The organism is Rhizobium sp. 05L429 (genome assembly GCF_056397645.1).
This window is the reverse complement of the sequence record NZ_JBFTNV010000014.1, coordinates 26,991-50,498: the sequence shown is the minus strand read 5'-3', so window position 1 is coordinate 50,498 and position 23,508 is coordinate 26,991. Positions and strand designations below refer to the sequence as shown.

Annotated in this window: 26 protein-coding genes; 7 read left to right on the top strand and 19 right to left on the bottom strand. The window is 62.0% G+C overall.

The window, feature by feature from the left end:
- Positions 1 to 54 precede the first annotated feature (54 nt).
- The 3 genes from AC1DNW_RS16610 to AC1DNW_RS16600 all read left to right on the top strand — a co-directional run bounded on the left by AC1DNW_RS16610 (position 55) and on the right by AC1DNW_RS16600 (position 1,666).
- Positions 55 to 840, top strand: a complete 786-nt coding sequence (locus AC1DNW_RS16610) for a helix-turn-helix domain-containing protein (protein ID WP_113299341.1) — start codon at positions 55 to 57, stop codon at positions 838 to 840.
- A gap of 63 nt (positions 841 to 903) precedes the next feature.
- The gene (locus AC1DNW_RS16605) at positions 904 to 1,302 is read left to right on the top strand and encodes an SRPBCC family protein (protein ID WP_113311114.1); all 399 of its coding nucleotides are present in this window, start codon (positions 904 to 906) and stop codon (positions 1,300 to 1,302) included.
- A 1-nt stretch (position 1,303) separates the two neighbouring features.
- Positions 1,304 to 1,666 (top strand): VOC family protein, encoded by a 363-nt coding sequence (locus AC1DNW_RS16600; RefSeq protein ID WP_477853655.1) that lies wholly within the window; start codon positions 1,304 to 1,306, stop codon positions 1,664 to 1,666.
- Here the strand turns inward: AC1DNW_RS16600 and AC1DNW_RS16595 are convergent.
- The 8 genes from AC1DNW_RS16595 to AC1DNW_RS16560 all read right to left on the bottom strand — a co-directional run bounded on the left by AC1DNW_RS16595 (position 1,663) and on the right by AC1DNW_RS16560 (position 8,336).
- Positions 1,663 to 2,367 (bottom strand): PAS domain-containing protein, encoded by a 705-nt coding sequence (locus AC1DNW_RS16595; protein WP_477853653.1) that lies wholly within the window; start codon positions 2,365 to 2,367, stop codon positions 1,663 to 1,665. The two genes, AC1DNW_RS16600 and AC1DNW_RS16595, sit on opposite strands and share 4 nt — an antisense overlap.
- Before the next feature lie 199 nt (positions 2,368 to 2,566).
- The gene (locus AC1DNW_RS16590) at positions 2,567 to 3,502 is read right to left on the bottom strand and encodes a lipid A biosynthesis lauroyl acyltransferase (protein WP_113311116.1); all 936 of its coding nucleotides are present in this window, start codon (positions 3,500 to 3,502) and stop codon (positions 2,567 to 2,569) included.
- Between the two features lie 4 nt (positions 3,503 to 3,506).
- A complete protein-coding gene (locus AC1DNW_RS16585) occupies positions 3,507 to 4,535 on the bottom strand; it encodes a zinc-binding dehydrogenase (RefSeq protein WP_113311117.1) in 1,029 nt (342 codons plus the stop codon).
- Positions 4,536 to 4,696: 161 nt separating this feature from the next.
- On the bottom strand, positions 4,697 to 5,983 hold the full coding sequence (locus AC1DNW_RS16580) for a beta-ketoacyl-ACP synthase (protein WP_477853651.1): 1,287 nt from the start codon (positions 5,981 to 5,983) through the stop codon (positions 4,697 to 4,699).
- A 12-nt stretch (positions 5,984 to 5,995) separates the two neighbouring features.
- Positions 5,996 to 7,201: a beta-ketoacyl-ACP synthase gene (locus AC1DNW_RS16575; RefSeq protein WP_477853649.1), complete on the bottom strand. Its 1,206-nt coding sequence runs from the start codon at positions 7,199 to 7,201 to the stop codon at positions 5,996 to 5,998.
- Positions 7,202 to 7,696, bottom strand: a complete 495-nt coding sequence (locus AC1DNW_RS16570) for a 3-hydroxyacyl-ACP dehydratase FabZ family protein (protein WP_477853647.1) — start codon at positions 7,694 to 7,696, stop codon at positions 7,202 to 7,204.
- A 114-nt stretch (positions 7,697 to 7,810) separates the two neighbouring features.
- Positions 7,811 to 8,089, bottom strand: coding sequence for an acyl carrier protein (locus tag AC1DNW_RS16565; RefSeq protein WP_007814022.1), 279 nt, complete (start codon positions 8,087 to 8,089; stop codon positions 7,811 to 7,813).
- Between the two features lie 106 nt (positions 8,090 to 8,195).
- On the bottom strand, positions 8,196 to 8,336 hold the full coding sequence (locus AC1DNW_RS16560) for a hypothetical protein (RefSeq protein ID WP_162748605.1): 141 nt from the start codon (positions 8,334 to 8,336) through the stop codon (positions 8,196 to 8,198).
- 296 nt (positions 8,337 to 8,632) lie between these two features.
- Between AC1DNW_RS16560 and AC1DNW_RS16555 the strand changes: the two genes are divergently transcribed.
- On the top strand, positions 8,633 to 9,355 hold the full coding sequence (locus tag AC1DNW_RS16555) for a Crp/Fnr family transcriptional regulator (RefSeq protein WP_113299350.1): 723 nt from the start codon (positions 8,633 to 8,635) through the stop codon (positions 9,353 to 9,355).
- Here the strand turns inward: AC1DNW_RS16555 and AC1DNW_RS16550 are convergent.
- Entirely contained in the window at positions 9,345 to 9,773 is a 429-nt protein-coding gene (locus AC1DNW_RS16550) for a L,D-transpeptidase (protein WP_113299351.1), read from the bottom strand. The two genes, AC1DNW_RS16555 and AC1DNW_RS16550, sit on opposite strands and share 11 nt — an antisense overlap.
- 134 nt (positions 9,774 to 9,907) lie before the next feature.
- Positions 9,908 to 11,416: a winged helix-turn-helix domain-containing protein gene (locus tag AC1DNW_RS16545; protein WP_113311178.1), complete on the bottom strand. Its 1,509-nt coding sequence runs from the start codon at positions 11,414 to 11,416 to the stop codon at positions 9,908 to 9,910.
- A 182-nt stretch (positions 11,417 to 11,598) separates the two neighbouring features.
- Here AC1DNW_RS16545 and plsY point away from each other — a divergent pair, with 182 nt between their 5' ends.
- The gene (plsY, locus tag AC1DNW_RS16540; RefSeq protein WP_113311119.1) at positions 11,599 to 12,261 is read left to right on the top strand and encodes a glycerol-3-phosphate 1-O-acyltransferase PlsY; all 663 of its coding nucleotides are present in this window, start codon (positions 11,599 to 11,601) and stop codon (positions 12,259 to 12,261) included.
- Positions 12,262 to 12,294: 33 nt separating this feature from the next.
- Here plsY and AC1DNW_RS16535 read toward each other — a convergent pair whose 3' ends face one another.
- Positions 12,295 to 13,206, bottom strand: a complete 912-nt coding sequence (locus tag AC1DNW_RS16535; RefSeq protein ID WP_113311120.1) for an agmatinase — start codon at positions 13,204 to 13,206, stop codon at positions 12,295 to 12,297.
- A 404-nt stretch (positions 13,207 to 13,610) separates the two neighbouring features.
- On the opposite strand from AC1DNW_RS16535, the gene AC1DNW_RS16530 reads away from it, so the two are divergent.
- Positions 13,611 to 14,804 carry an MFS transporter gene (locus AC1DNW_RS16530; protein WP_477853644.1) on the top strand — a complete coding sequence of 398 codons (1,194 nt, stop codon included), beginning with the start codon at positions 13,611 to 13,613 and terminating at the stop codon, positions 14,802 to 14,804.
- A gap of 8 nt (positions 14,805 to 14,812) precedes the next feature.
- On the opposite strand, the gene cbiB is transcribed toward AC1DNW_RS16530, so the two are convergent.
- The 6 genes from cbiB to AC1DNW_RS16500 form a co-directional block, all read right to left on the bottom strand.
- Positions 14,813 to 15,793 carry an adenosylcobinamide-phosphate synthase CbiB gene (gene cbiB, locus AC1DNW_RS16525; RefSeq protein WP_113311122.1) on the bottom strand — a complete coding sequence of 327 codons (981 nt, stop codon included), beginning with the start codon at positions 15,791 to 15,793 and terminating at the stop codon, positions 14,813 to 14,815.
- Positions 15,790 to 16,791, bottom strand: a complete 1,002-nt coding sequence (gene cobD / locus AC1DNW_RS16520; RefSeq protein ID WP_477853642.1) for a threonine-phosphate decarboxylase CobD — start codon at positions 16,789 to 16,791, stop codon at positions 15,790 to 15,792. The genes cbiB and cobD overlap by 4 nt, the downstream gene beginning before the upstream one ends.
- Positions 16,788 to 18,095, bottom strand: a complete 1,308-nt coding sequence (locus AC1DNW_RS16515; RefSeq protein ID WP_477853640.1) for a cobyrinate a,c-diamide synthase — start codon at positions 18,093 to 18,095, stop codon at positions 16,788 to 16,790. Before AC1DNW_RS16515 ends, cobD begins: the two co-directional genes overlap by 4 nt.
- Positions 18,092 to 18,940: a uroporphyrinogen-III C-methyltransferase gene (gene cobA / locus AC1DNW_RS16510; protein ID WP_113299359.1), complete on the bottom strand. Its 849-nt coding sequence runs from the start codon at positions 18,938 to 18,940 to the stop codon at positions 18,092 to 18,094. The genes AC1DNW_RS16515 and cobA overlap by 4 nt, the downstream gene beginning before the upstream one ends.
- A 195-nt stretch (positions 18,941 to 19,135) precedes the next feature.
- Positions 19,136 to 20,086 carry a nucleoside hydrolase gene (locus AC1DNW_RS16505; RefSeq protein WP_113311125.1) on the bottom strand — a complete coding sequence of 317 codons (951 nt, stop codon included), beginning with the start codon at positions 20,084 to 20,086 and terminating at the stop codon, positions 19,136 to 19,138.
- Between the two features lie 167 nt (positions 20,087 to 20,253).
- Positions 20,254 to 20,673: a cobalamin biosynthesis protein gene (locus AC1DNW_RS16500; RefSeq protein ID WP_113311126.1), complete on the bottom strand. Its 420-nt coding sequence runs from the start codon at positions 20,671 to 20,673 to the stop codon at positions 20,254 to 20,256.
- A 114-nt stretch (positions 20,674 to 20,787) separates the two neighbouring features.
- Here AC1DNW_RS16500 and AC1DNW_RS16495 point away from each other — a divergent pair, with 114 nt between their 5' ends.
- Complete coding sequence (locus AC1DNW_RS16495) at positions 20,788 to 21,573, top strand: TSUP family transporter (RefSeq protein ID WP_477853638.1); 786 nt, start codon at positions 20,788 to 20,790, stop codon at positions 21,571 to 21,573.
- A 32-nt stretch (positions 21,574 to 21,605) separates the two neighbouring features.
- Here the strand turns inward: AC1DNW_RS16495 and AC1DNW_RS16490 are convergent, their stop codons facing one another.
- Together AC1DNW_RS16490 and AC1DNW_RS16485 are read right to left on the bottom strand one after the other, a co-directional pair.
- Positions 21,606 to 22,253 carry a hypothetical protein gene (locus AC1DNW_RS16490; RefSeq protein ID WP_477853636.1) on the bottom strand — a complete coding sequence of 216 codons (648 nt, stop codon included), beginning with the start codon at positions 22,251 to 22,253 and terminating at the stop codon, positions 21,606 to 21,608.
- A 438-nt stretch (positions 22,254 to 22,691) separates the two neighbouring features.
- Positions 22,692 to 23,345, bottom strand: coding sequence for an isochorismatase family protein (locus tag AC1DNW_RS16485; protein WP_113311129.1), 654 nt, complete (start codon positions 23,343 to 23,345; stop codon positions 22,692 to 22,694).
- Positions 23,346 to 23,508 lie beyond the last annotated feature (163 nt).

The window sequence follows — 23,508 nt, the reverse complement described above, 5'->3', positions numbered from 1 at the left end:
CAGGCTTTTCGAATGGCCACGGAAGCACCATATGCATAGGTTTGGGAGGCCTGAATGACTGCTACCGCGGCAAGGCAGAGCGATATCAAGCCGCTGCTCGCAAAGAGAGCCGGCCGCTACCGCGAATATGCGCCCTCACCGGTACTCGCACCGCATTTCCGCTGCCTCTGGTCGCATGAAATTCGCACAGCGAGCCCGGTCGCCATCGTCCCTGATGGTTATTGCGACCTGCTTTTCGCAGACGGCCGCCTCTTCGTTGTGGGACCGGACCGCACCGCCGCCTTCCCGCCGATGACGCCGGGRATGCGCATTATCGGCGCGCGTTTTGCACCGGGCGCCGGCGCCGCCTGGCTGAATCTGCCTCTGTCGGAGATCACCGGCCTCTCCATTCCCTTGAGCGATCTCGCGCCTCGAAAGGCTGCCCTTCTCGAACCGCATCTGTCCGACTGTCCCGATGGGGCTACCGCCCTCTCACTCTTCGCCACCCTGTTGAGTGAACTGGCAGGGGAAGAAGCGGAGCCGGCCCCCGAGGCTCGCCTGATCTTTGCCGCCGCTGACCATGGGCCGGGCCGCATCGGCGATCTGCAGCAGAAGCTCGATATCGGCGAACGGCAATTGCGCCGCCGCGCCCACCACCATTTCGGCTATGGCATCAAGACGCTGGAGCGCATCCGCCGCCTGCAGCGCTTCATGGCGCTCTGCCGGGCGGATGAGGCGCTGCCGCTGGCTAGCCTCGCCCTCGAAGCCGGCTTCTCCGATCAGCCCCATATGACCCGTGAGATCGGCGAACTGACGACGCTGACGCCATCCGCCATGGTCGATCAACTGACCGGCCGCTGACCGTTTCGTTCAAGACAGTCCGTGCCGGCCTGCTAGTCTGGCACAAAGCAAAAGGACAGACCGATGACCACAATGCCCACCCGCATCGTCCACGTCACGATCAAAAGAGACTGGCGCGATGTCTATGATTTCGCCGGCAGACCGGAGAACATGCCGCTCTGGGCCTCCGGCCTTGCGAGCGGTCTGGAACCCGATGGCGAGGACTGGATCGCCCACGGCCCGCTCGGCAGCGTCCGCGTGAGCTTCGTGCCGCCGAACGAATTCGGCATCATCGACCATACCGTCACCATCGAATCCGGCCTGCGCGTCTATAATGCGTTGCGCATCGTGCCGAATGGCGATGGCTGCGAGGTGATGTTCACGCTGTTGCGCCTGCCGGGCATGACCGACGAGCAATTTGCCGCCGATGCCGCCCATATCCAGAAGGATCTGGCGGCGCTGAGATCGCTAATGGAGAAATAAGATGGCCGACAACGACGCTGAAAATGACCGCCGCATCGACTATGTCGAGTTCAACGTCGCCGACATCGGCGCGGCAAAAGCCTTCTATGGCGCGGCCTTCGGCTGGCGCTTCACCGATTACGGGGAGAACTACTGCGAGTTCGACGATGGAAGGCTGAAAGGCGGCTTCACCAATCTCGGCCCGGTGCGCACATCGGGCGRCCCACTCGTTATCCTCTATGCCGAGAAGCTGGAGGACGTGCTCGAAAGCGTCGAGAAGGCGGGCGGCACGATCGCCAGGCCGATCACGCCCTTCCCCGGCGGCCGCCGCTTCCATTTCGTCGACAAGGACGGCTACGAACTCGCCGTCTGGAGCAAGGACTAAGCTCGGGCCGGTGCGTTGGCGCCGAGATTCTGGATGGTGATCAGCGCCCCGATCACCTTCTTCGATGCGTCGTGCAGCGGCACCATGCGGCAGCGATTGTGCCGCTCGTCCCGCGCATAGGTGTAATCCGCCGACATGCCGTCGAAGCAGGCGTCGAGCTTTTCCTTCACCTCGTTTGCAAAACGCTCCGGGCCGATGAAGTCGACGATATGGCGGCCGATGAGCTGCATGGCAGTCTTGCCGAGATGGGCGCAGTTGACGGGATTGGAATAAAGGTAGCGGTAATCCTTCGTCAGCACCGCCACGCGGTCCGGCAGCGTCTGCAGGATCGCCGCATTGAGGAACTGCCCGTTATCGGTATCGGGAACATAGGCGGCCGGCTGGCGAAGTTTCCTATCCGCCGGCAGCGGCACGCGCCAGTCCGGCGCATGGGCGCCGAAATAGCGGTCGAGCAGATAGGAGAGCACGGCGGCATATTGCGTCACGAAAGCCCCGTCATCGGCATCTTCAGCGATGAGGTAGCTTACAAACTGAAGTTGCATATAGACTTCGACAAGACTGGACGCCTTGCATGCGAGGATTGCCTCTGCCAGCGGCTGGATATCGCGGTMGAGCGCGGCCACGCGCTCATCATCCCCTAGCCTTATCGCTTCCTCGATCTGCGCGCAGCGCAAGGAAAAGGCCCTGAACAACTCAAGCAAGATACCCCCAATATCAATTTCCTGAGAAACGTTCCGAAGACCGGTCGAGGCCTATGTTTATGAAAGATTACGCGCTCCGGTAGGTACTTTGCGCGCCCTAGTAGAGACGCGTAACATGAACTCTGCTCAGTTTCAACTGAAGCGGACCTGTCGCTTCTCACCGATTATAAATCAGGAGCAAAATCTTACAGGCAGAATCTTACAGACTGACGGAACGCTTTATATCCCAACGGTCGTGATACCACAGCCACTGGGCCGGGTACTCGCGCACCCAGCTCTCAACCTTGTCGTTCATCATCTGCGCGGTGGCGGGAAGATCGAGATTACCCTTCTCGTCGCGCGGCATCTCCATCTTCGGTTCGATCTCCAGCCGGTAGCGATTGCCGGGAAGGCGGATGCAACGGGCCGGATAGACCTCGCAATTGAACTGCCGCACGAGCTTTGGCAAGAGCGGATTGGTCTTGGTGTCGAGCCCGAAGAATTTCGTCTTCAACCCGCGGCTGAACTTCTGGTCGACGAGAACGCCGACCCCTTGGCCCGCTTCGAGCTGGCGCGCCAGCGCAAAGGAGGAACCGGCATGCGAAGGCACCAGCTTGCCCATGCGGCCGCTGCGGAAATCGAAGACCTTCTGCGCGATGTAAGGATTGTTCGGCGGCCGGAAGAGCACCGTCACGCTGAGACCGAAGGCATTGCCGGCAACCGGCAAGAGCTCGAAATTGCCGGTATGGCCGGTAAAGACGATGAAGGGGCGCGGATTGTCGCGCAGCTCCAGGAAGATCGGAATGCCCGAGACTTCCACCCTGCCCGGCTCGGCGCTTTCAGGATCGAAATCGAAGAGCTGGTCGAGAAAGACATATTCGGCCGCAAGCCGGCCCATATTGCCCCAGCTTTCCAGCGCGATTTCCTCAAGCTCCGCGTCACTCTTTTCCGGAAAGGCCCGGCGCAGATTGTAGAGCATCAGCTTGTGGCGCTTCAGCCGCCGGCCGACCTGGCGGGTCATCCGGTCGGCAAAACGCATGGCGCCATCGGCGGGGAAAAGCTTCAGGAAGTTCAGGAAGCCGAACATCAGCTGCGCCACCAGCCATTGCTGGAAACGCCTGAGCGCCAGAACKATCCTGGTGATGAACAGCTTCAATCGGTCAGTCCATCTTCAGGATGATCTTGCCGAAGATCTGACGGGATTCCATGCGCTCCAGGGCGCGGTCGATATCGTCGAAGCTGACTTCGGTATCGATGACGGGATGAACGAGGCCGCGGCCCATTTTCTGCATGGCGTCTGCCATGTTTTCCATGCGGCAGCCGAAAGAGCCCAGGAGCTTCAGCTGCTGCTGAAAGAGCATCATCAGGTTCATCTCGGTCGAAACACCCGAAGTGGAACCGCAGGTGACGAGACGGCCGCCGCGCTTCATGCAGAGCATCGAGCCCGCCCAGGTATCCTTGCCCACATGTTCGAAAACGACGTCGACGCCCTTCTTCTTGGTGAGCTTGCGCACCACACCTTCAAAGCGGTCGGTGCGGTAGTTGATGACGTGATCGGCGCCGAGCGCCTTGGCCCTCTCGATCTTGTCGTCGGAACCGACTGTCGTGATGACGGTGCAGCCGATCTTCTTGGCAAGCTGGATCGCCGCCGTGCCGATGCCGGAGCCGCCGGCATGCACGAGAATGGTTTCACCGGGTTCGAGCTTGGCATTGTCGAAAAGCATATGCTCGACGGTGCCGAAGGTGACGGGCGCAAGCGCTGCACCGATCGCATCGACACCGGGAGGGGCAGGAACCAGGAGGCGCGCCGGCAGGTTCACCTTCTCCTGCGCGAAGCCGTCGAGATGGAAGCCATGCACGCCGGAGACATGTTCGCAGAGATTGTCGCGGCCTTCGCGGCAGGGACGGCAGAGGCCGCAGGTGCGCGCGCCGTAGATCGCGACGAGCTGACCGGGCAGAACATTCGCCACGCCGGGGCCCATCGCTTCGACGACGCCGGAGGCTTCCGCGCCGATGACGAGCGGCATCTTGCGCTTGGCGAACGCCATGCCGCGCCAGCCCCAGACATCGATATGGTTCAGCGCAACCGCCTTGACGCGCAACGTCACCTCGCCGGCACCAGGGGCGTCCGGTTCCGGCAGGTCGGTGATCTCAAGCTTGCGGTCATCGATCAGTTGCAAAGCGCGCATGGCAAAACCTCTCGCGTTTAAGGCGTTTTTCTTATTGCTAAAACATGTCGCGCAAAAGTGTGCAGCGGTTTTGCGGCGACGACATGCGTAAAGACAAAGACCTAAACCGTGTCAAGCGAATCCGAACGATCGCGACACGGTTTAGTGTTGTCGGGAACCGCTTAAGCCGGTTCGAGCGCCATGACAAGGCTGGCATTCTGTCCGCCGAAGCCGAAAGAGTTGGAAAGCACGGCCGAGACCTGGGCTTCCCGCTTCTTGTTCGGCACGACATCGAGAACGATCGACGGATCCGGGTTGTTGTAGTTGATCGTCGGCGGCAGCGTGCCTGTCAGCATCGTCTGCAGCGAGAAGACTGCCTCGACAGCTCCTGCCGCCGTCAGCGTATGGCCGATCATCGACTTGTTGGACGAAACCGGAATGCCAACCAGCTTTTCGCCGAAGACGGCAGACATGGAGCCATATTCCATCTTGTCGTTTTCAGGCGTCGAGGTGCCGTGAGCGTTGATATAGCCGATATCGCCTTCGCTCATGCCGGCATCCGCAAGTGCCGCGCGGATCGTCGCGATCGCCGGCCCGCCATCGGGCGAGGAGCGCGTGCGGTGGAAGCTGTCGGCCTTGTCGCCCGCGCCCTTCATGATGCCGAGAATCTTGGCGCCACGGGCAATTGCCGATTCCAGCGATTCAAGCACCAACGTCGCGGAACCTTCGGCGATGACGAAGCCGTCTCGATCCTTGCTGAACGGCTTGGAGGCCTTGGTCGGCGGGTCGTTCTGGGTGGAAAGAGCCGAGAGCAGCGAGAAGCGGATCAGCGCTTCGGCACTCAGCGAACCGTCGGTCGCGACCGTCAGCGCCCGGTCGGTACGGCCCTGGCGGATCGCCTCGATGCCGAGCTGGATGGCCGTCACACCCGATGCACAGGCTGTCGACAGCGTGATCGGCAGGCCGCGCGTGCCGAAACGGTCGGAGAGACGCTCGGAAATCGCGCCGAAAAGCGCCGCCTCATGGAAGGCCGGATCGGGACGCTGGCGCATGGCGGCGAGGAACCGCTCATAGGCGTCACCTGGATGGTCGGCTKCCGGCGAACGGTCGGCAAGTTCGAAGCGGGCGCTCCATTCCGGCTCGATCGGCGGCGCGGCCAGGAACAGCGGGCCGTTGAAATCGCCGGAAATACCGGCATTGGCAAGTGCCTCGATGGTCGTCTCGCGTGCAAAGGCAAAGGAGCGCTCGACCGCGTTCGGCACGGGAATGTCGATGAAATCGACCGTGCCGGCAATGCGCGTCGAAAGGCCGTCCGTCGGGAAACGGGTGATCTCGTGAATGCCCGATGTGCCGGACGAAAGAGCCGCCCAGTTGTCTTTCAGGCCCTGGCCGAGCGAGGTCATGATGCCCATGCCTGTTACCGCAACGATCGGCCGGCCGAGATGATCCCTGTAAGCGGAAGCTGTCATTTCAGTCTCTCCTCACGCTTCTGCGGAAAGAACGGCGACGCCTTCGCCGCGCTGGTGTCCAACGGTAGTGACGACGGCCGCTTTCGTGCCCGCCTTCATCGGCGCTTCGTGCGCGGCATCGAAGGGCGGAACCTTGGCCGTTGCATCGATGGCAAGGGCGGCAAGCGCGAGGCCGAGCGTGAAATGCGCCTCGATCGCGTGGCCCGAAACGCCACCGAAGCCGCGGATCGCAGCGCCCGGAAGCTGATGCTCCAGCACCGCCTTTTCGCGTCCGGCAATCTCATGCATGCCGGTCGAGCCGGAGAAGATCGCCGTGGTCTCAGTCGCAAGCGCAGCCGCGGGCTTCAACAGCCGCTCCATCCGAACTTCGAAATTGCCAGCACCGCGATTGCCGCGATCGCCTTCGACGGCGTTGATGGTGGCATAGATATGCGCGCCCCGCGCTTCGGCATGCTTGCGCGATTCAAGCACCAGGAAGGCGCCGGCCGAACCGGTGATCATCCCGCCGCCTTCGAGGCCGGAGCGCGACCAGAGCGGTGCCCATTCGCCGCGCGTATGTGCGCCGATCGCCTCGGTGAGCAGGATCATGTCCGGACGTTCGGCAGCAAAGGCGCCGCCGACCAGCGCGTGGGTGGATTCGCCCGACTTGATGCGCCAGAAGGCCGTCTCGACTGCAGAAACGCCGGAGGCTTCCTCACCCATGAAGGTGCGCGAGGAACCGGTGACCTTGTGAACGATGGAGATATTGCCGGCGAGCAGATTGGAAAGCTGCGCTAAGAACAGCGTCGGGCGCAGCTCCGTCGTCAGCTTTTCGTTCAGCAGCAGCTCGCGGTCGTTGCGCTTCAGGCCCTCGTCGACGATCAGCGTATCGACATTGATGTCGCGCTCGCCGCCGCCGGCTGCCACGATCATGTCCATGGTGCCGCAGGCTTCCATGTCGTCCTTGAAGCCGGCATCGTCGAGTGCCAGGCCCGCCGTGAAGACGCCGATGCGCTGCCAGTTTTCCATCTGGCGCTGGTCGCCGCGCTTGGCGATCTGCTGCGACCAGTCGATCTCAGGCAGCGGATGAACCGGATAGGGTTTGAACTTCTCGGTCTCGACGACGGTCTGGGGCGCAGCTTCGGCGGTCAGGAGGGCGATATKCGCATCCTTGCCGACACCCTGACAGGTCACGATGCCGATGCCGGTGATGACGACGTCATTGGCGGCCTTGCTCATCTATTCACTCCCCTGGGCCTTCGCCCCCTGCGCAGCGATGGCGGCCATCAGGCCCACCTCTTCCGCGCGTTTCTTCACGATATCGCCGAGCGGAATTTCGCTGAACGGCATGGTGCGCAGCTTGAGCTGCGCATCGCAGACCTTCTTGCCGCCGCTGGTGATCTTTGCCTTGGTTACGGCAAAACCGGAGCCGTCATGTTCGAGGAAAGCCTCGATATCGAGCACCGCTTCCGGCTCGACGAAGGTGCGCATCTTGGCGCCATCGACCGACATCAGGAAAGGCATGGATGCAAAATTCGTGGCAGCCAGCACCAGCATGCCGGAGGCCTGCGCCATGGTTTCGATGAGAAGCACGCCGGGAACGAGCGGCATGCCCGGGAAATGCCCTTCGAAAACGGGGCTCTTGGCCGGCACGACCGAGCGCGCAACGAGCGTGCGCTTCTCAAGGTCCACCGCCTCGATACGGTYAATCATCTGGAAATATTCCAGCAGCATCAGTCTTCTCCGGCGCGACGCGCAAAAGCCCGTCGGAAGGCCTACTTAGGAACAAAACCGCCCGGCCGCCATATCAACGGCGGCAGGGCGTGAAAAAAAGACGATGATGTTGCTTCAAGCCTTTGCGGCGCGCAGCTCGTCAATCTTGGCACAGAGGTTCTTCAGCACGAAGTATTCCTCGGTGGAAACCTTGCCTTCGTTGACTTCCTGCGTCCACTTCTCGAGCGGAATCTTGATGCCGAATTCCTTGTCGATGGCGAAAACGATATCGAGGAAGTCGAGGCTGTCGATACCGAGGTCGTCGATCGTGTGGCTTTCCGGCGTGATCGTTGCGCGGTCGATCTCGCTGGTTTCAGCAATGATGTCGGCAACTTTATCGAATGTAGCGGTCACTCGCTCTACCTCTTGGAAATGAAGATTCTCCTCCTCATAGGCAAATCCATTTCAAAAGCCAATGCTTTCGTCCCGGTTGCAAGCCAATTTGGCGAGCAGGTGTTGCCTAAACAGCAATGGAATGGCGCGCTTCGGCCTGTCCGAGATAGGCATCGATTCGTAAAGCGGCCACCCGGCTAATGATTTTTCTGGCCTCCGTGCCGACAAAACCGTCTGCCTCGACGCCGCAGATATCGTCCTGATCCACGGTTGCAACGGGTAATGTACACACAGAACGAAACCTCCGTGCACCTAAACTTGCGTTGAATTGCGGCGCTGCCGGATGACTCGTATAGGGCGAAACAGAGCCGGATATTTCTGCAGCAGGTTGGTGTTCAAGGTGGGAAATAACCCACTGAAGAAGGAAACTTTGATCTGGATCAAATTGGAATCCGGTCGGAATTGATAAAGATCAAGACGCAGACGCAAGAAATCGGAATAGATGACCTTGGGGCCGAAGCGTAACACAAACGCAGGCACATGGTCGGATCGGGGCACCGGAAAATGGACATCGCGCGTAGTGAAGATCCTGACATAAGTATTCCGGCAACCTGCCGCGTCTGCGAGGCACGCCACGGCGTCGTCTGCGGGGCGCTGGCGGCTGCGCAACTGCGCGAGCTCTGCAAGCACTCGACTCGCCGCAAGCTCGATGCCGGCTGCGAGATCGTCGCCCAGGGCGAAGAAGTCTCGTCCTATTCCAACATCATGAATGGCGTGGTGAAGCTCTGCAAGGTCATGCCTGACGGGCGCCAGCAGATCGTCGGCCTGCAATTCGCCCCCGATTTCATCGGCCGCCCCTTCGTGCCGGAAAGTACATTGTCGGCCGAAGCGGCCACGCCGACGGAAATCTGCGTCTTCCCCCGCGGGCTGCTCGACCGAATGATATCGGATACGCCGGAACTGCAGCATAACCTGCACGCCCAGGCGCTGAAGGAGCTGGATGCGGCGCGGGAATGGATGCTGACGCTCGGCCGCCGCACGGCCCAGGAAAAGGTCGCAAGCCTTCTCTATCTCGTCGCCACGCATGCAGAGCCGGAAACGACCAGCAGCGCTGCCTTCGACTTGCCGCTCTCACGCAGCGAGATCGCCGATTTCCTGGGGCTGACGATCGAAACCGTCAGCCGCCAGATGACGAAGCTGCGCAAGCAGGGCGTCATCCGCATCGAAAACAATCGTCACATCGTCGTTCCCGATATGGATCAGCTGGAGCGCATGATTACCGCGTGATCACCACGCGCGTATTGGCAAGACCGTTTTCCTGCGCCATCGAGAAGAACGCCGCCGCATTGGCGGGATCGAGGCGCACGCAGCCATGCGAGGCCGGCGTGCCCAAACGCTTGCGTTCGAACGTGGCGTGAACGGCATAACCGCCGTTGAAGAACACCGCGAATGGCATTGGCGCATTGTCGTATTTCTTCGAGCGGTGATCGCGCGACAGCCACTTGGCGCTCCACGAACCGGTCGGCGTGGAATAACCTTTGCGCGCCGTCGAAACCCTCCAGCGATACTTGACCCAACCGTTCTGGCTCACAGTCATCGTCTGCTTGCTGATGCTGATATTGGCAACCAGCGTGGCAGCTTCAGCTGCAACCGGAGAAAATTGCAGCAATAATACTGCGGTCGCGGCCGCAAAAAACGTCTTCATAGTGATCCCTCAATCGAACTCTAAAGGCTTGCCCCACCCAACGAGAGGAGAAACTACAACAATACTGCGTATATTGCCTTAAGCCGAATGGTAATCACATTTTTAACAGAACAGGGCAGTTATCGCACTGCATCTCACTCCGGAAAGCCAGCCTTGCGGTAGCCATCGACGAAATGCGCGAGCGTCGCTTCGTCGCGGAATGGCTCCATCGCGACCCAATGGCTGATGGTGAAATGCGGGTTTGCGACGAGAAACAGCTCGGCCTCCGCACGGGCCTCTTCGAGCCGGCCGAGCTGGGCCAGGCCCGCCGCCAGGAAACGGCGTGAGCTTGTGCGATAGGTTTCCTCCCGGTGCAGCGTCTCGACAACGGCTTCGTAGTTACCATCAGCATATTGCGCCTGGCCGAGCGTCAGATAGTACCAGCTGGCCGGAAAAGGATTCAGCCGGAAGGCCTTGCCGATATGTTCGAGACCCTCGTCGATCCGCCCGGCGAGAACAGAAATGTCTGACAGGGCCGCCCAGGTGTCTGCCTCGTTCGGGTCTAGCGCGATGGCTTTTGCAAATTCCGCATCGGCTTCTGAAAAGCTGCGCTCGTAGGCAAGCAGGTAGGCCAGCACCCAGCGGCTGCCGGCATCGTTGGGATCGAGCGCGACGGCCTTGCGCGCAAGTTCCAGGGCAACGCTGCGGTCAGCGTCCGTCGGTCCACCGCTATGCACCCATCCCATCCAGTGGTTGAGCGCAAGCCAGCGATGGGCCTCGGCATAATCAGGGTCGAGGGCAATGGCCCGTGTCAGCATCAGCTGCGTTTGCCGCGCACTTTGCGGCGCATCATCCATCAGCGTACGCGCCCGCACGCAGAGATCGTAAGCATCGAGGTTCTTGGGCCGGTTGCGGGGCGGCATCGGCCGCAGCCGGCCGAGCAGCGCCTCGACGATCTTGCCGGTGACCTCGTCCTGAACGGCAAAGATGTCGTCCAGGCTGCGGTCGAAGCGCTCCGCCCAGAGATGGTCGCCACTCCCGGCGTCTACCAGCTGCGCATTGATGCGCACGCGCCCGGCGGCGCGTCTTGCGCTGCCTTCCAGCAGGTAACGCACGCCAAGCTCCGCGGCGATCGCGCGCACGTCCATTGCCTTTCCCTTGTAGGCAAAGGCCGAGCTGCGGGCGATGACGAACAGGTCGGGGAACCTGGACAGGTCAGTGATCAGGTCTTCGGTCAGGCCATCCGCGAAGAAGTCCTGCTCCGGATCAGAACTGACATTGATGAAGGGCAGCACGACAATCGATGGCTTGTCCGGCAGCGCCGGAAGCTTTCGCTTCGCGCTGCCAAGCTGCTTGATGGCCCCGATAAAGCGGTAGCCGATGCGCGGAACCGTAGAAATCCATTCACCGCCATCAGCGGCCGGCCCCAGCAGCTTGCGCAGTTGCGCGATCTGGACGGTGAGATTGCCCTCCTCGACGGCAGTGCCCGGCCAGGCCGCATCCATCAGCTCGGTCTTGGCCAGAATTTCGCCGGGCCGCCCGACGAGCGCGGCAAGCAATTTTACCCCGCGGTGCCCGACGGCAACGGGATCGTCATTCCGAAGAAGCGTCCCCGCCTCCGGATCAAGCACGAATGGACCAAAGGCAAAGCGCAATCCCTGCATGGCGCGCATCCTAGAGGCTTTCATTCCGGGTTGGAACCGTCCTGCCCGATGCCAGACCCAGGTATTCCGCGGCGGTTCATGCGCTTGGCATCAAGGATGCGATCTGTGTACATCAGGCAGCAGACGGTGGCGGCGACAACGAAATAATGACCACCTGAAGATCGAGCATCGAGGCGGTTCCCATGGTTTTCTGGATAGCAAGTCTGGTTGGATTGGCKGTCGCCTATCTCTTCGGCTCCCTACCCACGGGCTACCTGGCGGGAAAACTGCTGAAGGGCATCGATATCCGCGAGCATGGCTCCAGATCCACCGGAGCAACGAATGTATTGCGAACCCTCGGCAAATGGCCTGCGCTGGCGGTTCTCCTCATCGACGTGCTGAAGGGCGTCGCAGCAGTCGTCTTTGCCCGCTGGTTTTACCTCTGGTTCTCGACGGTCTTATCAGATACGCCGCCGACAGCGCTTGATCTGCAGAGCGCCGAGCCCTGGGCTGTGTGCCTGGCCGGTCTTGGTGTGCTGTTGGGGCACGGCCGTTCGATCTGGCTGAATTTTACGGGAGGCAAGTCGGCGGCCACGGGGCTCGGCGTTCTGCTGGCAATGTCCTGGCCTGTCGGCGTGGGCGCTGTCGTGGTTTTCGGCGTTGCGCTCGGCATCTCCAGGATCGTTTCCCTGAGTTCGATGCTGGCGGCGTTGACGGCTATCGCTCTCGTCTTCGGCCTGCAGCAACCCTTGCCCTATCGGTTGCTGGTGATCGCAGGCGGCCTATACGTGATCCTTCGCCATCACGCCAATATCAGGCGGCTGCTGTCAGGGACGGAGCCGCGCCTCGGGCAAAACAGCCGTTGATCGACCCCCTACGCTGCGAGACAAAGCCCGGCTTCAGCCCTGCCTGACGATGGTGCCGAGCACGTTGACGAGCAGGCGCGATGCGGTCAGCGCCGACACGCCGTCGATATCGGCAGGAGGATAAAGCTCCACAAGATCGAAACCGGCGATGCGCGCCCGCTTGCCGAGACCGGCGATCAGGTCGATCACCTGCGTGTAGGCCAGCCCGCCGGGGCTACGTGCCGCCACCCCGGGCATGATGCCGGGATCGAGGCCGTCACAATCGAGAGTGACGACGACCCTTGCGCCCTCGGGAATATGCAGCAGGGCCGCTTCGATGCCATCGGCATGAACCTCTCGGGCGGTGACGATATGGCTGCCATAGCGCAGGGCCGCCTCGATCTCGGTCAGACGCGCGCTGCCGACGCCGCGTATGCCGACCTGCACGATGCCGGCGACGTGCGGCATCTCGCTTACCCTTCGCATCGGGTTTGAATAACCATAGCGCTCGCCATGGAGCTCGTCGCGCCAGTCGATATGGGCATCGATCTGCAGGACCCAGACCGGCCCGTGATCCGCGAAAGCCGCCAGAAAAGGAATGGGTACGGAATCATCGCCGCCGAGCAGGATCGGCACGGCCGGCAATGCCAGCACCTCGCGCGTCTTCGCCTCGATCCGGGCGCGATTGCCGGCATTGTCATGCATGATGGTCTCGATCTCGCCGGCATCGATGCAGGAGACCGGCCCGCCGGCAAAGAGCGGGCCGCCGAGATCGAAATCCCAGTGCTCAATGAGATCGGCATCCTCCTGGCTTGCAGCGCGGATAGCGCCGGCGGCCAGCGCATAACCGCTGCTGTCCTTGCCGGGATAGGTGCTGCCGTGCGCGGCTGCGAAGATCACTGCACGGGGCACACGGCCATCGGGCAGGCGATCGGGAAGGCCGAGAAAGGAAGATGAGGCGGTCATGTCCGTGTTGTCCTGATGGGGCGAAATCCTGTTCTGCCCTGTTTAGTCCCTTTGGAAGTTTTTGCGAACTTTTTGGAAGCGCTTAATTACCGCGCCCGCCCTATCGCGCAGAATTCATCCTCTGTTTCAGGTCGAGGGTCTCAGGACCTTCAAACCCTATGGAGGTAATCATGAGCGATAGCTGCACATTCTCGTCCGCTCCGCATCGCCGGCCACTGCATCGACATCACGGGCTGATGGCTATGAGGAGCGTGATCACGAGCCTTTTCCGGCGCATACGCCTTCGCCAGGAACTGAGGCGAAGGATGAAGGTTAGCTTCCCGCTGATCGACGATATCTGCCCGGCAAGACAGTGGGAGGCGGAAAACGTCGGGGCCTTCTGGCATCTATGAGGCAAATGTCGAATGACACCGGATCACCAGCCTCCGCCGACCGCAGCGCTTCACCGGCACCCGTACGGAGAGGATCGCATCCCCTGGGCCGCAATGGCGGGTATCATCGCCACCGTCACGGTCTTCGCCGTGGCGCAGGGGCTGACCTATCCGCTGCTGAGCTTCATCCTCGAGCGACAGGGCACGACATCCACCCTGATCGGCCTGTCGGCGGCAATGACTCCGACAGGCTTCATCGTCTCGGCGCCCTTCATTCCCGCACTCTCGCGGCGTATTGGCGGAGCCCGGCTTGCGATCCTGTGTTCGGTCCTTGCTGCGCTCACCCTCACCGCGATTGCCTGCATCGATGATGCCTGGATCTGGATGCCGCTGCGCTTCCTGCTCGGTTTCTTCGCCAACCCTCTTTACGTGATCAGCGAAACCTGGCTGCTCTCGCTCACACCCGCATCACGCCGGGGCCGCATCATGGGCCTCTATTCGTCGATCGTTTCCGTTGGCTTTGCCATCGGCCCGCTATCGCTCGGCCTCGTCGGCACCGAGGGCTGGCCGCCCTTCATGATCGGTATCGCCGCCTTCCTTGCCTGCGGCCTGATCGTGCTTGCGGTCACCCCTCGCCTGCCGGACATGCGGCATGAAGGCGAGGCAATATCGGTCGGCGGTTTCTTCGCGCTGGCGCCGCTCCTGTTGTTTTCAGTCTTCGCTGCTGCCGCTTTCGAGCAGATCCTGCTCTCCCTGTTTGCGGTCTATGGCGCAGCCCTCGGCAGCGAGGAGKAGCGCATCGCATCGCTGATCACCTGTTTCATAACAGGCAATGCCGCGCTGCAGATCGTGCTCGGGCGCGCCGCCGAACGGTTCGGCTCGCGGCGGACGCTGTTGTTCTGCGTTGTGGTTTACCTGATCGGCTGCCTGCTCTTGCCTGTTGTCTTCGATGCCTGGCTCATCTGGCCACTGGTCTTCCTATGGGGCGGAGTTTCCTTCGGCATCTATACCCTGTCGCTGATCCAGCTCGGCGAGCGTTTCACCGGCCAGGCCCTGATCGCCGGCAACGCAGCCTTCGCCCTTGTCTGGGGCATCGGCGGCATCGTCGGCTCCCCCGTAACAGGACTGGCGATGCAATTGATCGGGCATCAAGGCCTGCCAATCTCGCTTGGCCTTCTGAGCTGTGTATTGGCGGTGTTGCTGATGGCAAAGAACGGACGAGACTGAAGGCTAACCTAGAGCAGGCAGACGAAAGCCACGAAGGCAAGCAGCGTCAGGGCCATGCAGCTCGCCTGAAAGACCGAAATCCCGGCCTCCACGTCCCCTGCCGTCGCCACATCCCGGCCCGTGCCGTTGATCATCGGCTCACGCACCACGACACCCGAATAGACGCGCGGGCCGGCAAGCTGCAGATTGAGCGCGCCGGCCATCGCCGCTTCCGGGCGGCCGGAATTCGGCGAGCGGTGCAGTTTGCCGTCGCGGATGCCGACGCGGAAGGCTTCGCGGAAGGCAGCCGTGCCGCGGCGGATGCCGGCGCCGACGGCGATCAGCAGGATGGAAAGGCGCGCCGCCGGCCAGTTGGCGATATCGTCGAGCCGCGCCGAAGCCCAGCCGAAATCGACGTATTTTTCCGAGCGGTGGCCGATCATCGAGTCAGCCGTATTGAGCATCTTGTAGAAGAACAGGCCCGGCAGGCCGAAGATCGCATACCAGAGCGCTGGTGCCACGACGCCATCGGAGAAATTCTCGGCGAGGCTTTCGATCGCCGCACGGCAGACGCCCGGCTCGTCCAGCGTTTCCGGATCGCGCCCGACGATGCGCGACACCGCCTTGCGCCCGCCGACAAGGCCTTCGTTCTTCAATGCCGTGGCAACCGCCGCGACATGGTCCGACAGGCTCTTCTGCGCCAGGAAGATCGCCACGCAGAAGACTTCGAGCAGGATGCCGACGGGGCCGAAAAGCATCAGGAACCAGTGCAGCACCAGGCCGGTGACGATCGCAAGCCCTGACAGCGCGAGGATAGCCACTACGCCGTTCTGCCGGCGCTGCGCCTTGCTCAGGCTGTCGCGGTTGAAATGCTGGTCGAAATAGGCGATCGCCCTGCCGAAGATGGCGACCGGATGCGGAACGCGCAGCCACAGCCATTGCGGATCGCCGATGATGCGGTCCAGCAGCAGCGCCAGAACCAGCACGAGAGAATGTTCATCCAAATTCATCGGTCAAAGCTCCGAAGGGCCGCGGCAAGTCGTGCATCATCAGCAGCGTCAGGCGCAAGGCCGAAGCGCAGCCAGTCCGGCGCGTAATCGAACCGGCGGACGAGAATATGATGGCGGCAGAGAGTCGTGTAAATGTCACCGGCCTTCGCGTCGGCAACGAGGGTGAAAAGCGGCGTGCCGCCGGCAACGGCAAGCCCGGCCTCGGCAAGCACGGTACGGAGACCCCGATGGCGCCCAGCAATCGAGCGGGCAATGGCGGAGACATCCGAATTCAATAGCGAGCTCGCCATTGACAGTGCCGGCCCCGAAACCRCCCAGGGACCGAGCCAGTCCTCGAAATGCTGGAGGATATCGCTCCGTGCAATGGCAAAGCCGAGCCTCAGCCCTGCTAGCCCGAAGAACTTTCCGAAGGAGCGGAAGATGATCAGGTTCGAAAGCCCTGATGCACGTGGCGCGAGGCTGGCTTCCGGGCTGGTATCGCCGAAAGCCTCATCGACCACCAGAAAACCACCGCCCGTCTTCAGCCGCTCATGCAGTGCTTCCAGCCTGTCGGCCGCATAAATCCGACCGTCGGGATTGTTCGGGTTGACGACGACCGCCAGCCCGTGCTGCACACCGATGTCATCGATATCGCTGACCGCATCGACCACGAAACCGGCAGCGCTGAACGCCCGCGCATATTCCCCATAGGTCGGCGACAGGATCGCCACTCGCCTCCCCGGCGCGATCAGCCGCGGCAGAAGCTGGATTGCCGATTGCGTGCCGGGAACCGGCAGCGGCAGGATCGCGCCGCTGCGATAATGATCGCGCGCCGCATGTCGTGCCGTCTCGACCAGATGCCGGTCCGGCAGGCGATGCCACGCCCGCGCTGGTATCTCCGGCAGCGTCACCGGATTGGGATTGATGCCCGTCGAAAGATCGAGCCAGTCCTCCAGCCGTCCACCGAAGCTTGCCGCCGCTGCGGTAATGCCGCCGCCATGCACGATCGGCGCATTCATGTGGCAGCTCCCGCAAGATCGATCAGATGCATGTAGGAGCCGGCCACCTGCCCGCGCCGCAAGCCGGCCAGGCCGAGATCGTTGCCGAGTGCATCCTGCGTGGCAAACATCCGGTCGGCCTCCCCTTCGGAGACGATCGTCGAATAGTGGAATTCATGCGCCGTCATCGGCCTGTCGAAAAATGCGCCGTCGAGTGGTGTAACACGGCGATAGCCGAGATGCCGCTTGCGCGTCTCATAGCTGGTGACGAGAGGCAACAGGCCGAGCATTTCATGGCGCTCGCCCTTCTCGTCGATCAGCCCCTCGCCCAGCACCATGTAGCCGCCGCATTCGCCATAGATGCGCACGCCGCGATCGGCCGCAGCCTTCATCGCCACCGCAAAATTCTGCGAGGCCGCGAGCCTGCCCGCATGCAGTTCGGGATAGCCGCCGGGAAGATAGATCGCATCGGCAGTGACGGACGGGCCTTCGTCGGCCAGCGGCGAGAAGAAGGAAATCTCAGCGCCGCGCCGCCGCCAGCCGAGCAGCATATGCTCGTAGCAGAAGGCAAAGGCGATATCGCGGGCAACGGCAATATGCCTGCCGAACGGCATCAGCCGGGCGATATTGGCAGCCGACGGCCGGTTCATGCCCTGACGCGCGATGCGCATCAGGAATTCGAAATTGCACTCTTCGGAAACGGCATTCGCCGCATAGTCGATAAACGCGTCGAGCGCGCCATGTTCGCCCGCCTGTACCAGCCCCAGATGCCGCTCCGGCAGCCCCAGCATCGCATCCTTGCGGATGACGGCAACGATGGGCATGCGGATCGCTTCCAGCKCCTGACGCAGCATCGCCTCATGCCGGTCGCTGCCGACCTTGTTGAGGATGACGCCGGCAATGCGCACATCGGCCCGGAAACCGGCAAAGCCGCTGACGAGCGGCGCCACCGACTGCGACAGCCGCGAGGCATCGACGACGAGCACGACGGAAAGCCCGAGCTGCGCCGCGAGATCGGCCGCCGTGCCGCGCCCGTCCGCAGCACCGTCGAAGAGGCCCATCATGCCCTCGATCAGCAGCACGCGGTCGCCGGAGCGATGCAGCGTCGCATTGGCGGAAATCAGTTCAGGCCGCATTCCCCAGGGGTCGAAATTCAGGCAGAGCGTGCCGCTTGCCGCAGCATGAAACGCCGGGTCGATATAATCGGGGCCAGCCTTGCCGGGTGCGACGGCCACGCCGCGATTGCGTAGCGCCCGCAGCAGCCCAAGTGTCACCGTCGTCTTGCCGGAACCGGAGGATGGTGCGGCGATCAGCAACCCGCTCATGCCGTCTCCTTTCCTCGGCCGTTGGCATGTCGAAAAGGATCTGGCTGCAGCCGCCGTCCGCCGAGAGCTCCCAGCCAGTCGAGCGAGGCGCGCAGCCGCACCACTTCGCCGACCACGACGATTGCCGGCGGCTCCAGCCCGGAGGCGGCAACGGCCTCCGGCGCTTGCCCAAGCGTCGTTTCCAGCACCTGCTGGTCGCCGGTCGCCGCGTTGCAGACGAAGGCCACGGGTTCGGATGCCGAACGGCCGGACGCAATAAGATTGGCGCTGATCTGGGATATATGTTTCATCGCCATATACATGACGATGACGGGCGAACCCTTGCCGATCGCTTCCCAATTGATCGCATCGGGCACGATGCCGGAGGAATCATGGCCGGTCAGGAAGGTCACGGCATGGTTGATGTCGCGATGCGTCACCGGAATGCCGGCATAGGCAAGCCCGCCGATCCCGGCGGTAATACCCGGCACGATGCGGAACGGAATATTGTGTTCGACCAGCGTCAGCGCCTCTTCCCCACCGCGCCCGAAGACGAAGGGATCGCCGCCCTTCAGCCGCAGCACGCGCTTTCCGGCCCGCGCCAATTCCACCAGTCGAAGCGAAATATCCCGCTGCTTGGCGGAGGGCTTGCCGCCGCGTTTTCCCGCATATTCGAGCTCCGCACCTGACCGCGCGAGCTTCAGACATTCCTCATTGACCAGCGCGTCATGGACGATCACATCGGCCTCGGCGAGCCCCTTGGCGGCAAGCAATGTCAGCAGGCCCGGATCGCCGGGACCGGCCCCGACGAGCCAGACGCTGCCCGGCTCGAGCGCCGGCAGATGTGAGAATGCGCTATCTATCATCCCGCTGATCTAGGCCTGCCGACAGACGAGGTCAACGCTCTCGCTTGCCGCGCACCGGAAGTTGACAAAATGGACCTGAATCAACTCCGCAAGAACCGGAATCAACCTCAAAAGAAATACCCCTAAGAGATTGATTGGATTCCGAAATGGAAAACGGGCCGGCAGCGATGCGCAAGGCCGGCCCGTCGAAAGTCATCAGGCGCGCAGCAGCGTATCGCGGATGAGATCGATCACCTTTTCCGACTCGATGCCGGTGGCAACGAACTGGCTCGGCAGGCCGTCCCAGTCGCCCGGCGGGAAGCGGCGGCCATCCGGCTTGATCACCGTCTGACCATCGGCAATGCCGCCGCAGACGACCCGCACCGCACCCGTGATCGTCTTGAACAGTTCCGGTGCCACGACATAGACGCTGGCGCAGCTGTCATGCACCATCATGCCGTCTTCGACCGCGTGCTTGTAGAAGTCGATATAGGACTGGGAGAGCACGTCGAGCTGCTTGACCGCGTTGTCGCCCTTGGCGGCCATGTCGCCGAGATAGCTGCGGCTCATCGTGGTGATCGCCGTGACATCGAGACCGATGACGACGACCTTCCACGGCGCGGTCAGCACGATATCGGCAGCTTCCGGATCGCCATGAATATTGGCTTCGGCAACCGGCGAGACATTGCCCGACACATAGAAGTTGCCGCCCATGATGACGACTTCCTTCACCAGGCTGGCAATCTCGGGGTCTTCCTTCAGCGCCAGCGCCAGGTTCGTCATGCGGCCGACGGCCACCAGCGTCACCTCGCCCGGATTGGCGCGCACCGTCTCGATGATGAAGCGATGCGCCGGACGCGGATCGACCGGCAGGTCGATCACATCAGGCACCGGCATGTCGCCAAGGCCGTTCTCGCCATGAACCATGGTCGGCCACGGACGCTCCTGGCGCGAGGGATTGATGGTAACGCTTGCTCCCTTGGCGACGGGTGCGGCGATATCCCACTCCCGCTTCAGGAACAGCGCATTGCGCGTCGTCGTCTCGATCGAGGCATTGCCGAAGATCGTGGTGATGCCGATCAGATCGATCTCGGGATGGCGATGCAGGAAAAGCAGCGCCATTGCGTCATCGACGCCCGGATCCGTGTCATAAATGACCTTGTGCATATGTATCCTCCAGAGCAATTCCAGCAAAAATCTGCAGCGGTTTTGCGCCTTGAATTGCGTGAAAACAAAGGGATAGAGCACATTCGTGATTCAAAAAACGAAGATGCTCCGGATTCGAATCGCTGGCAGCCGGACGGCGCCGCGAAGTGCCGCCACCATAACGCCCGTCAGGCTTTCTGCAACCCGATGCGGGCGACGGCCGCTGTCGCATGCTGAGATTTGATCTTGCCGAGCACCAGCCCCGCATCCATGCCAAGAGCCGCAAGGGCCGCCGCTTCCGCCACCCCATGGCAGCCGACACGGGCAAAGACGATGGCAGAGGGATTCCTGAGCCGCGGCGTCTCTTCCTCCAGCCGCACCGCATCGAAGAACACGGCAGGCACAACAAAATGCGCCGCAACCGCAAGGATCGCCGCCTCCTGGCTGCGGCTATCGATCGAGGCAACAGCCGCGAGCTCAGCCCCGCTGATACCAGCCGCCCTCAACGCCTCGACGGCAAGCGCCATAACCTCGCTATCAGGCGTCCCGCGCTCGCAGCCGAGCCCGAGCACATGCCGCCTTGCCTCATCAATGGTGATTTCGCTCATTCCCATCAGCCGATTGCGTCCTGCTGTGTCCCCGGAGCCATTGCAGCTCAAGGCGGGAAATGCAACAAGGCCGCCCGAAAGCCCCGCCCCGCATACCTCTCCCGGAACAGCATCTTGCCTGACATTGCCATCCATCTGCTTCTGCTGCTCTGCGCGGCGGCCTTCTTTGCCGGTTTCGTCGATTCCATTKCCGGTGGCGGYGGCCTCATCACCGTCCCCGCCATGTTGATCGCAGGCATCCCGCCGCTGCAGACGCTCGGCACCAACAAGGTGCAGTCCCTCTTCGGCGCGGCCTCGGCAACCATCGCCTATGCCCGCAAGGGCCATGTGAAATTGTCGGAACAATTGCCGATGGCGCTGATGGCCGTCATGGGCGGCGCGCTGGGTGCGGCACTCGCCACGCTCGTTCCCGGCCAGGTGCTGCAGGCCATCATGCCGGTGCTGCTGGTCGCGATCGCCATCTTCTTCGCCGTCAAGCCGAACCTCAACGACCTCGATACCCACAGGCGCATGACGCCCTTCGTCTTCGGCCTGACGCTGGTGCCGCTCATCGGCTTCTATGACGGCGTCTTCGGCCCCGGCACCGGCTCTTTCTTCATGCTCGCCTTCGTGACACTTGCCGGCTTCGGCATGCTGAAGGCGACGGCCCACACCAAGCTCCTCAATCTCGGCTCGAATTTCGGCGCGCTCGTCGTCTTCGCAAGCTTCGGCGCGACACTCTGGAAGATCGGCCTGTTGATGGGTGTCTGCCAGTTCCTCGGCGCGCAGCTCGGCTCGCGTCTCGCCATGCGCATCGGCGCCAAGCTCATCAAGCCCCTGCTCGTCGCCGTCTGCATCGCCTTTGCGATCAAACTTCTGTCCGACTCGGCAAACCCGCTGCGCGTCTGGCTCGGCCTGTAGGATAGCTCACCGACGATCCCGTTAAGCCGCCGCTACGAGTGGGTTTCCTGAAGGATCGCCAGAGCCTCGCCGGCCTTCGACTGCTGCGTTGCGAACCAGCGGTCTTCCCCGGCGCCTGCCGCCTGTGCCAGCCGGGCCGATCCCTGTTCTTCAGGCGGCGTTTCAGCGGCACGGCGCTTCTCACGCTCGAGCGCGGTAATATAATCCTGGTTGCTGAGGGCCAGAACCTCGGCAAGCGTCATGCCCTGCGGAATGATCGTCCGCTCGCTCGCATTCCCGGCTTCATCGCCCGATGCCGCCTCTTCGTCCTCCGCCCTTCCAGACCGCGCACTCGTCAGAATTCCGCTCCGCGTATCCCCGACACCCTTGTCGCGCCCGCCTGAGGATGCTTCGAAGGTAGCGCCCATGTTCGAGAAGAATTTCATCACCTGGGTCATGCGAAAATCGGTCAGTTCATCTTCGGTCATGGTCGACTCGAGGCCTTCGCTCAAGGGGCCGATCTTGAGGGCCGAAGGGTCGAAACCATTGGCGACGATGGTGCCGCCACCCTCGTAGACGCGCGCCACGACCTTATCGCCCATCTTGACCACGAGTTTCACGGGCAACGGGTTGCCGTTCTCATCGCCAAACCAGCCCTCGTCACCAAGATCCTGGATGCCGGCAGCGGACGCCGCGCTCATCCTCACGATACCCGAAGATCGTCCCKAGGCATCATAGGTGTGATCGTCATCGTCCTCTTCCGGGCCGGATGATAACAAGGCAACGAGAGGGTTGGAATCGCCGGTAGCATCCGCGCTTTTCGTCCCATCCTTAGGCTTGCCTGCTAGAATACTTGCGGCCGTAGAAGAGCCCGCGAGCCGGCCGAAAATCTCAGTGCTGATAGATGACACGTTATGCTCCTCGCGATGGAAGGGAGACGCCGCGCCGAAACCTTCGACCCGGGGCTGAACCACCATTCAGGTGGTATCCAGCGCACAAGCCAATATCTGTGATTGCTTGTTCCGGGCTGACCGGCCGCAAGCTTGGATTGCAGAACCAGAAATCGGAAAGTGGAAATGGAATAAAAGAGATGGAAAGACGAGTGCACAGGTTCCCGCTCCGCCTCATTCCCGGAAAAGCTAGCCGCTGAACTTGATCTCGTCGATATCAGTCAGCACCGTCTTGGCCGAAACACCCGGCGCATTGGCGAAATGCCAGGCGACATATTGCTCGGCATAAGGATCGGCGGATGACATGCCGTCGATGGGCAGGATGACGTTCATGCCCTTCAGCGCCGCATAGGCTGCCGTATTCAGCACCGCGCCTTCGGATGCCGTGCCGGTCACGATAATGGTCTTGATGTGCTTCTCGGTCAGGATCTTTTCGAGATCGGTGTTGATGAACTTGTTGGCGCCGGCTTGCACGATCGGATCATCAGCGTCGGGCGCCAATACGTCGGCGATATCTGCTTTCGCAGCGCCGCCCGTGATGCTGTAGATAACGGGCAGGCCGCTCTTGCGGGCCTCCTCCATCAACTTTTCCACCTTCGGCAGCGAAGCGATGCAGCGAGGCTTGTTCCTGGTGTTGCATGGCCCCTTGGACGGATCCTGCGCGCCATTGAAATCGAGCAGCAGCAGCGCCGTATCCGACTTATCCACGGTGACCGGCTTCAGCACAGGCGCAGGCGGCACCTTGATCGTATTCCAGTCGTCGATCACGGTCGCTTGCGTCGTGGAGGCGCCGAGAAGTGCGATGGCGAATGCGGCTAAGGCTTTGTACGAACGGGTTTTCATGCCGGACTTCCTCCGGGGCAAAAGGGTCGCCGGAAATCTCCGAACTCATCCCTCGCCTGTCAAATCACCAAGCMGCGACCAGGACTTGATCCTGTAAGAAACTGCCTTCCATTACGTCCGGCGTAATTGATAGGGTGTGCTGCCTTCCCCCATGATCGCGCTG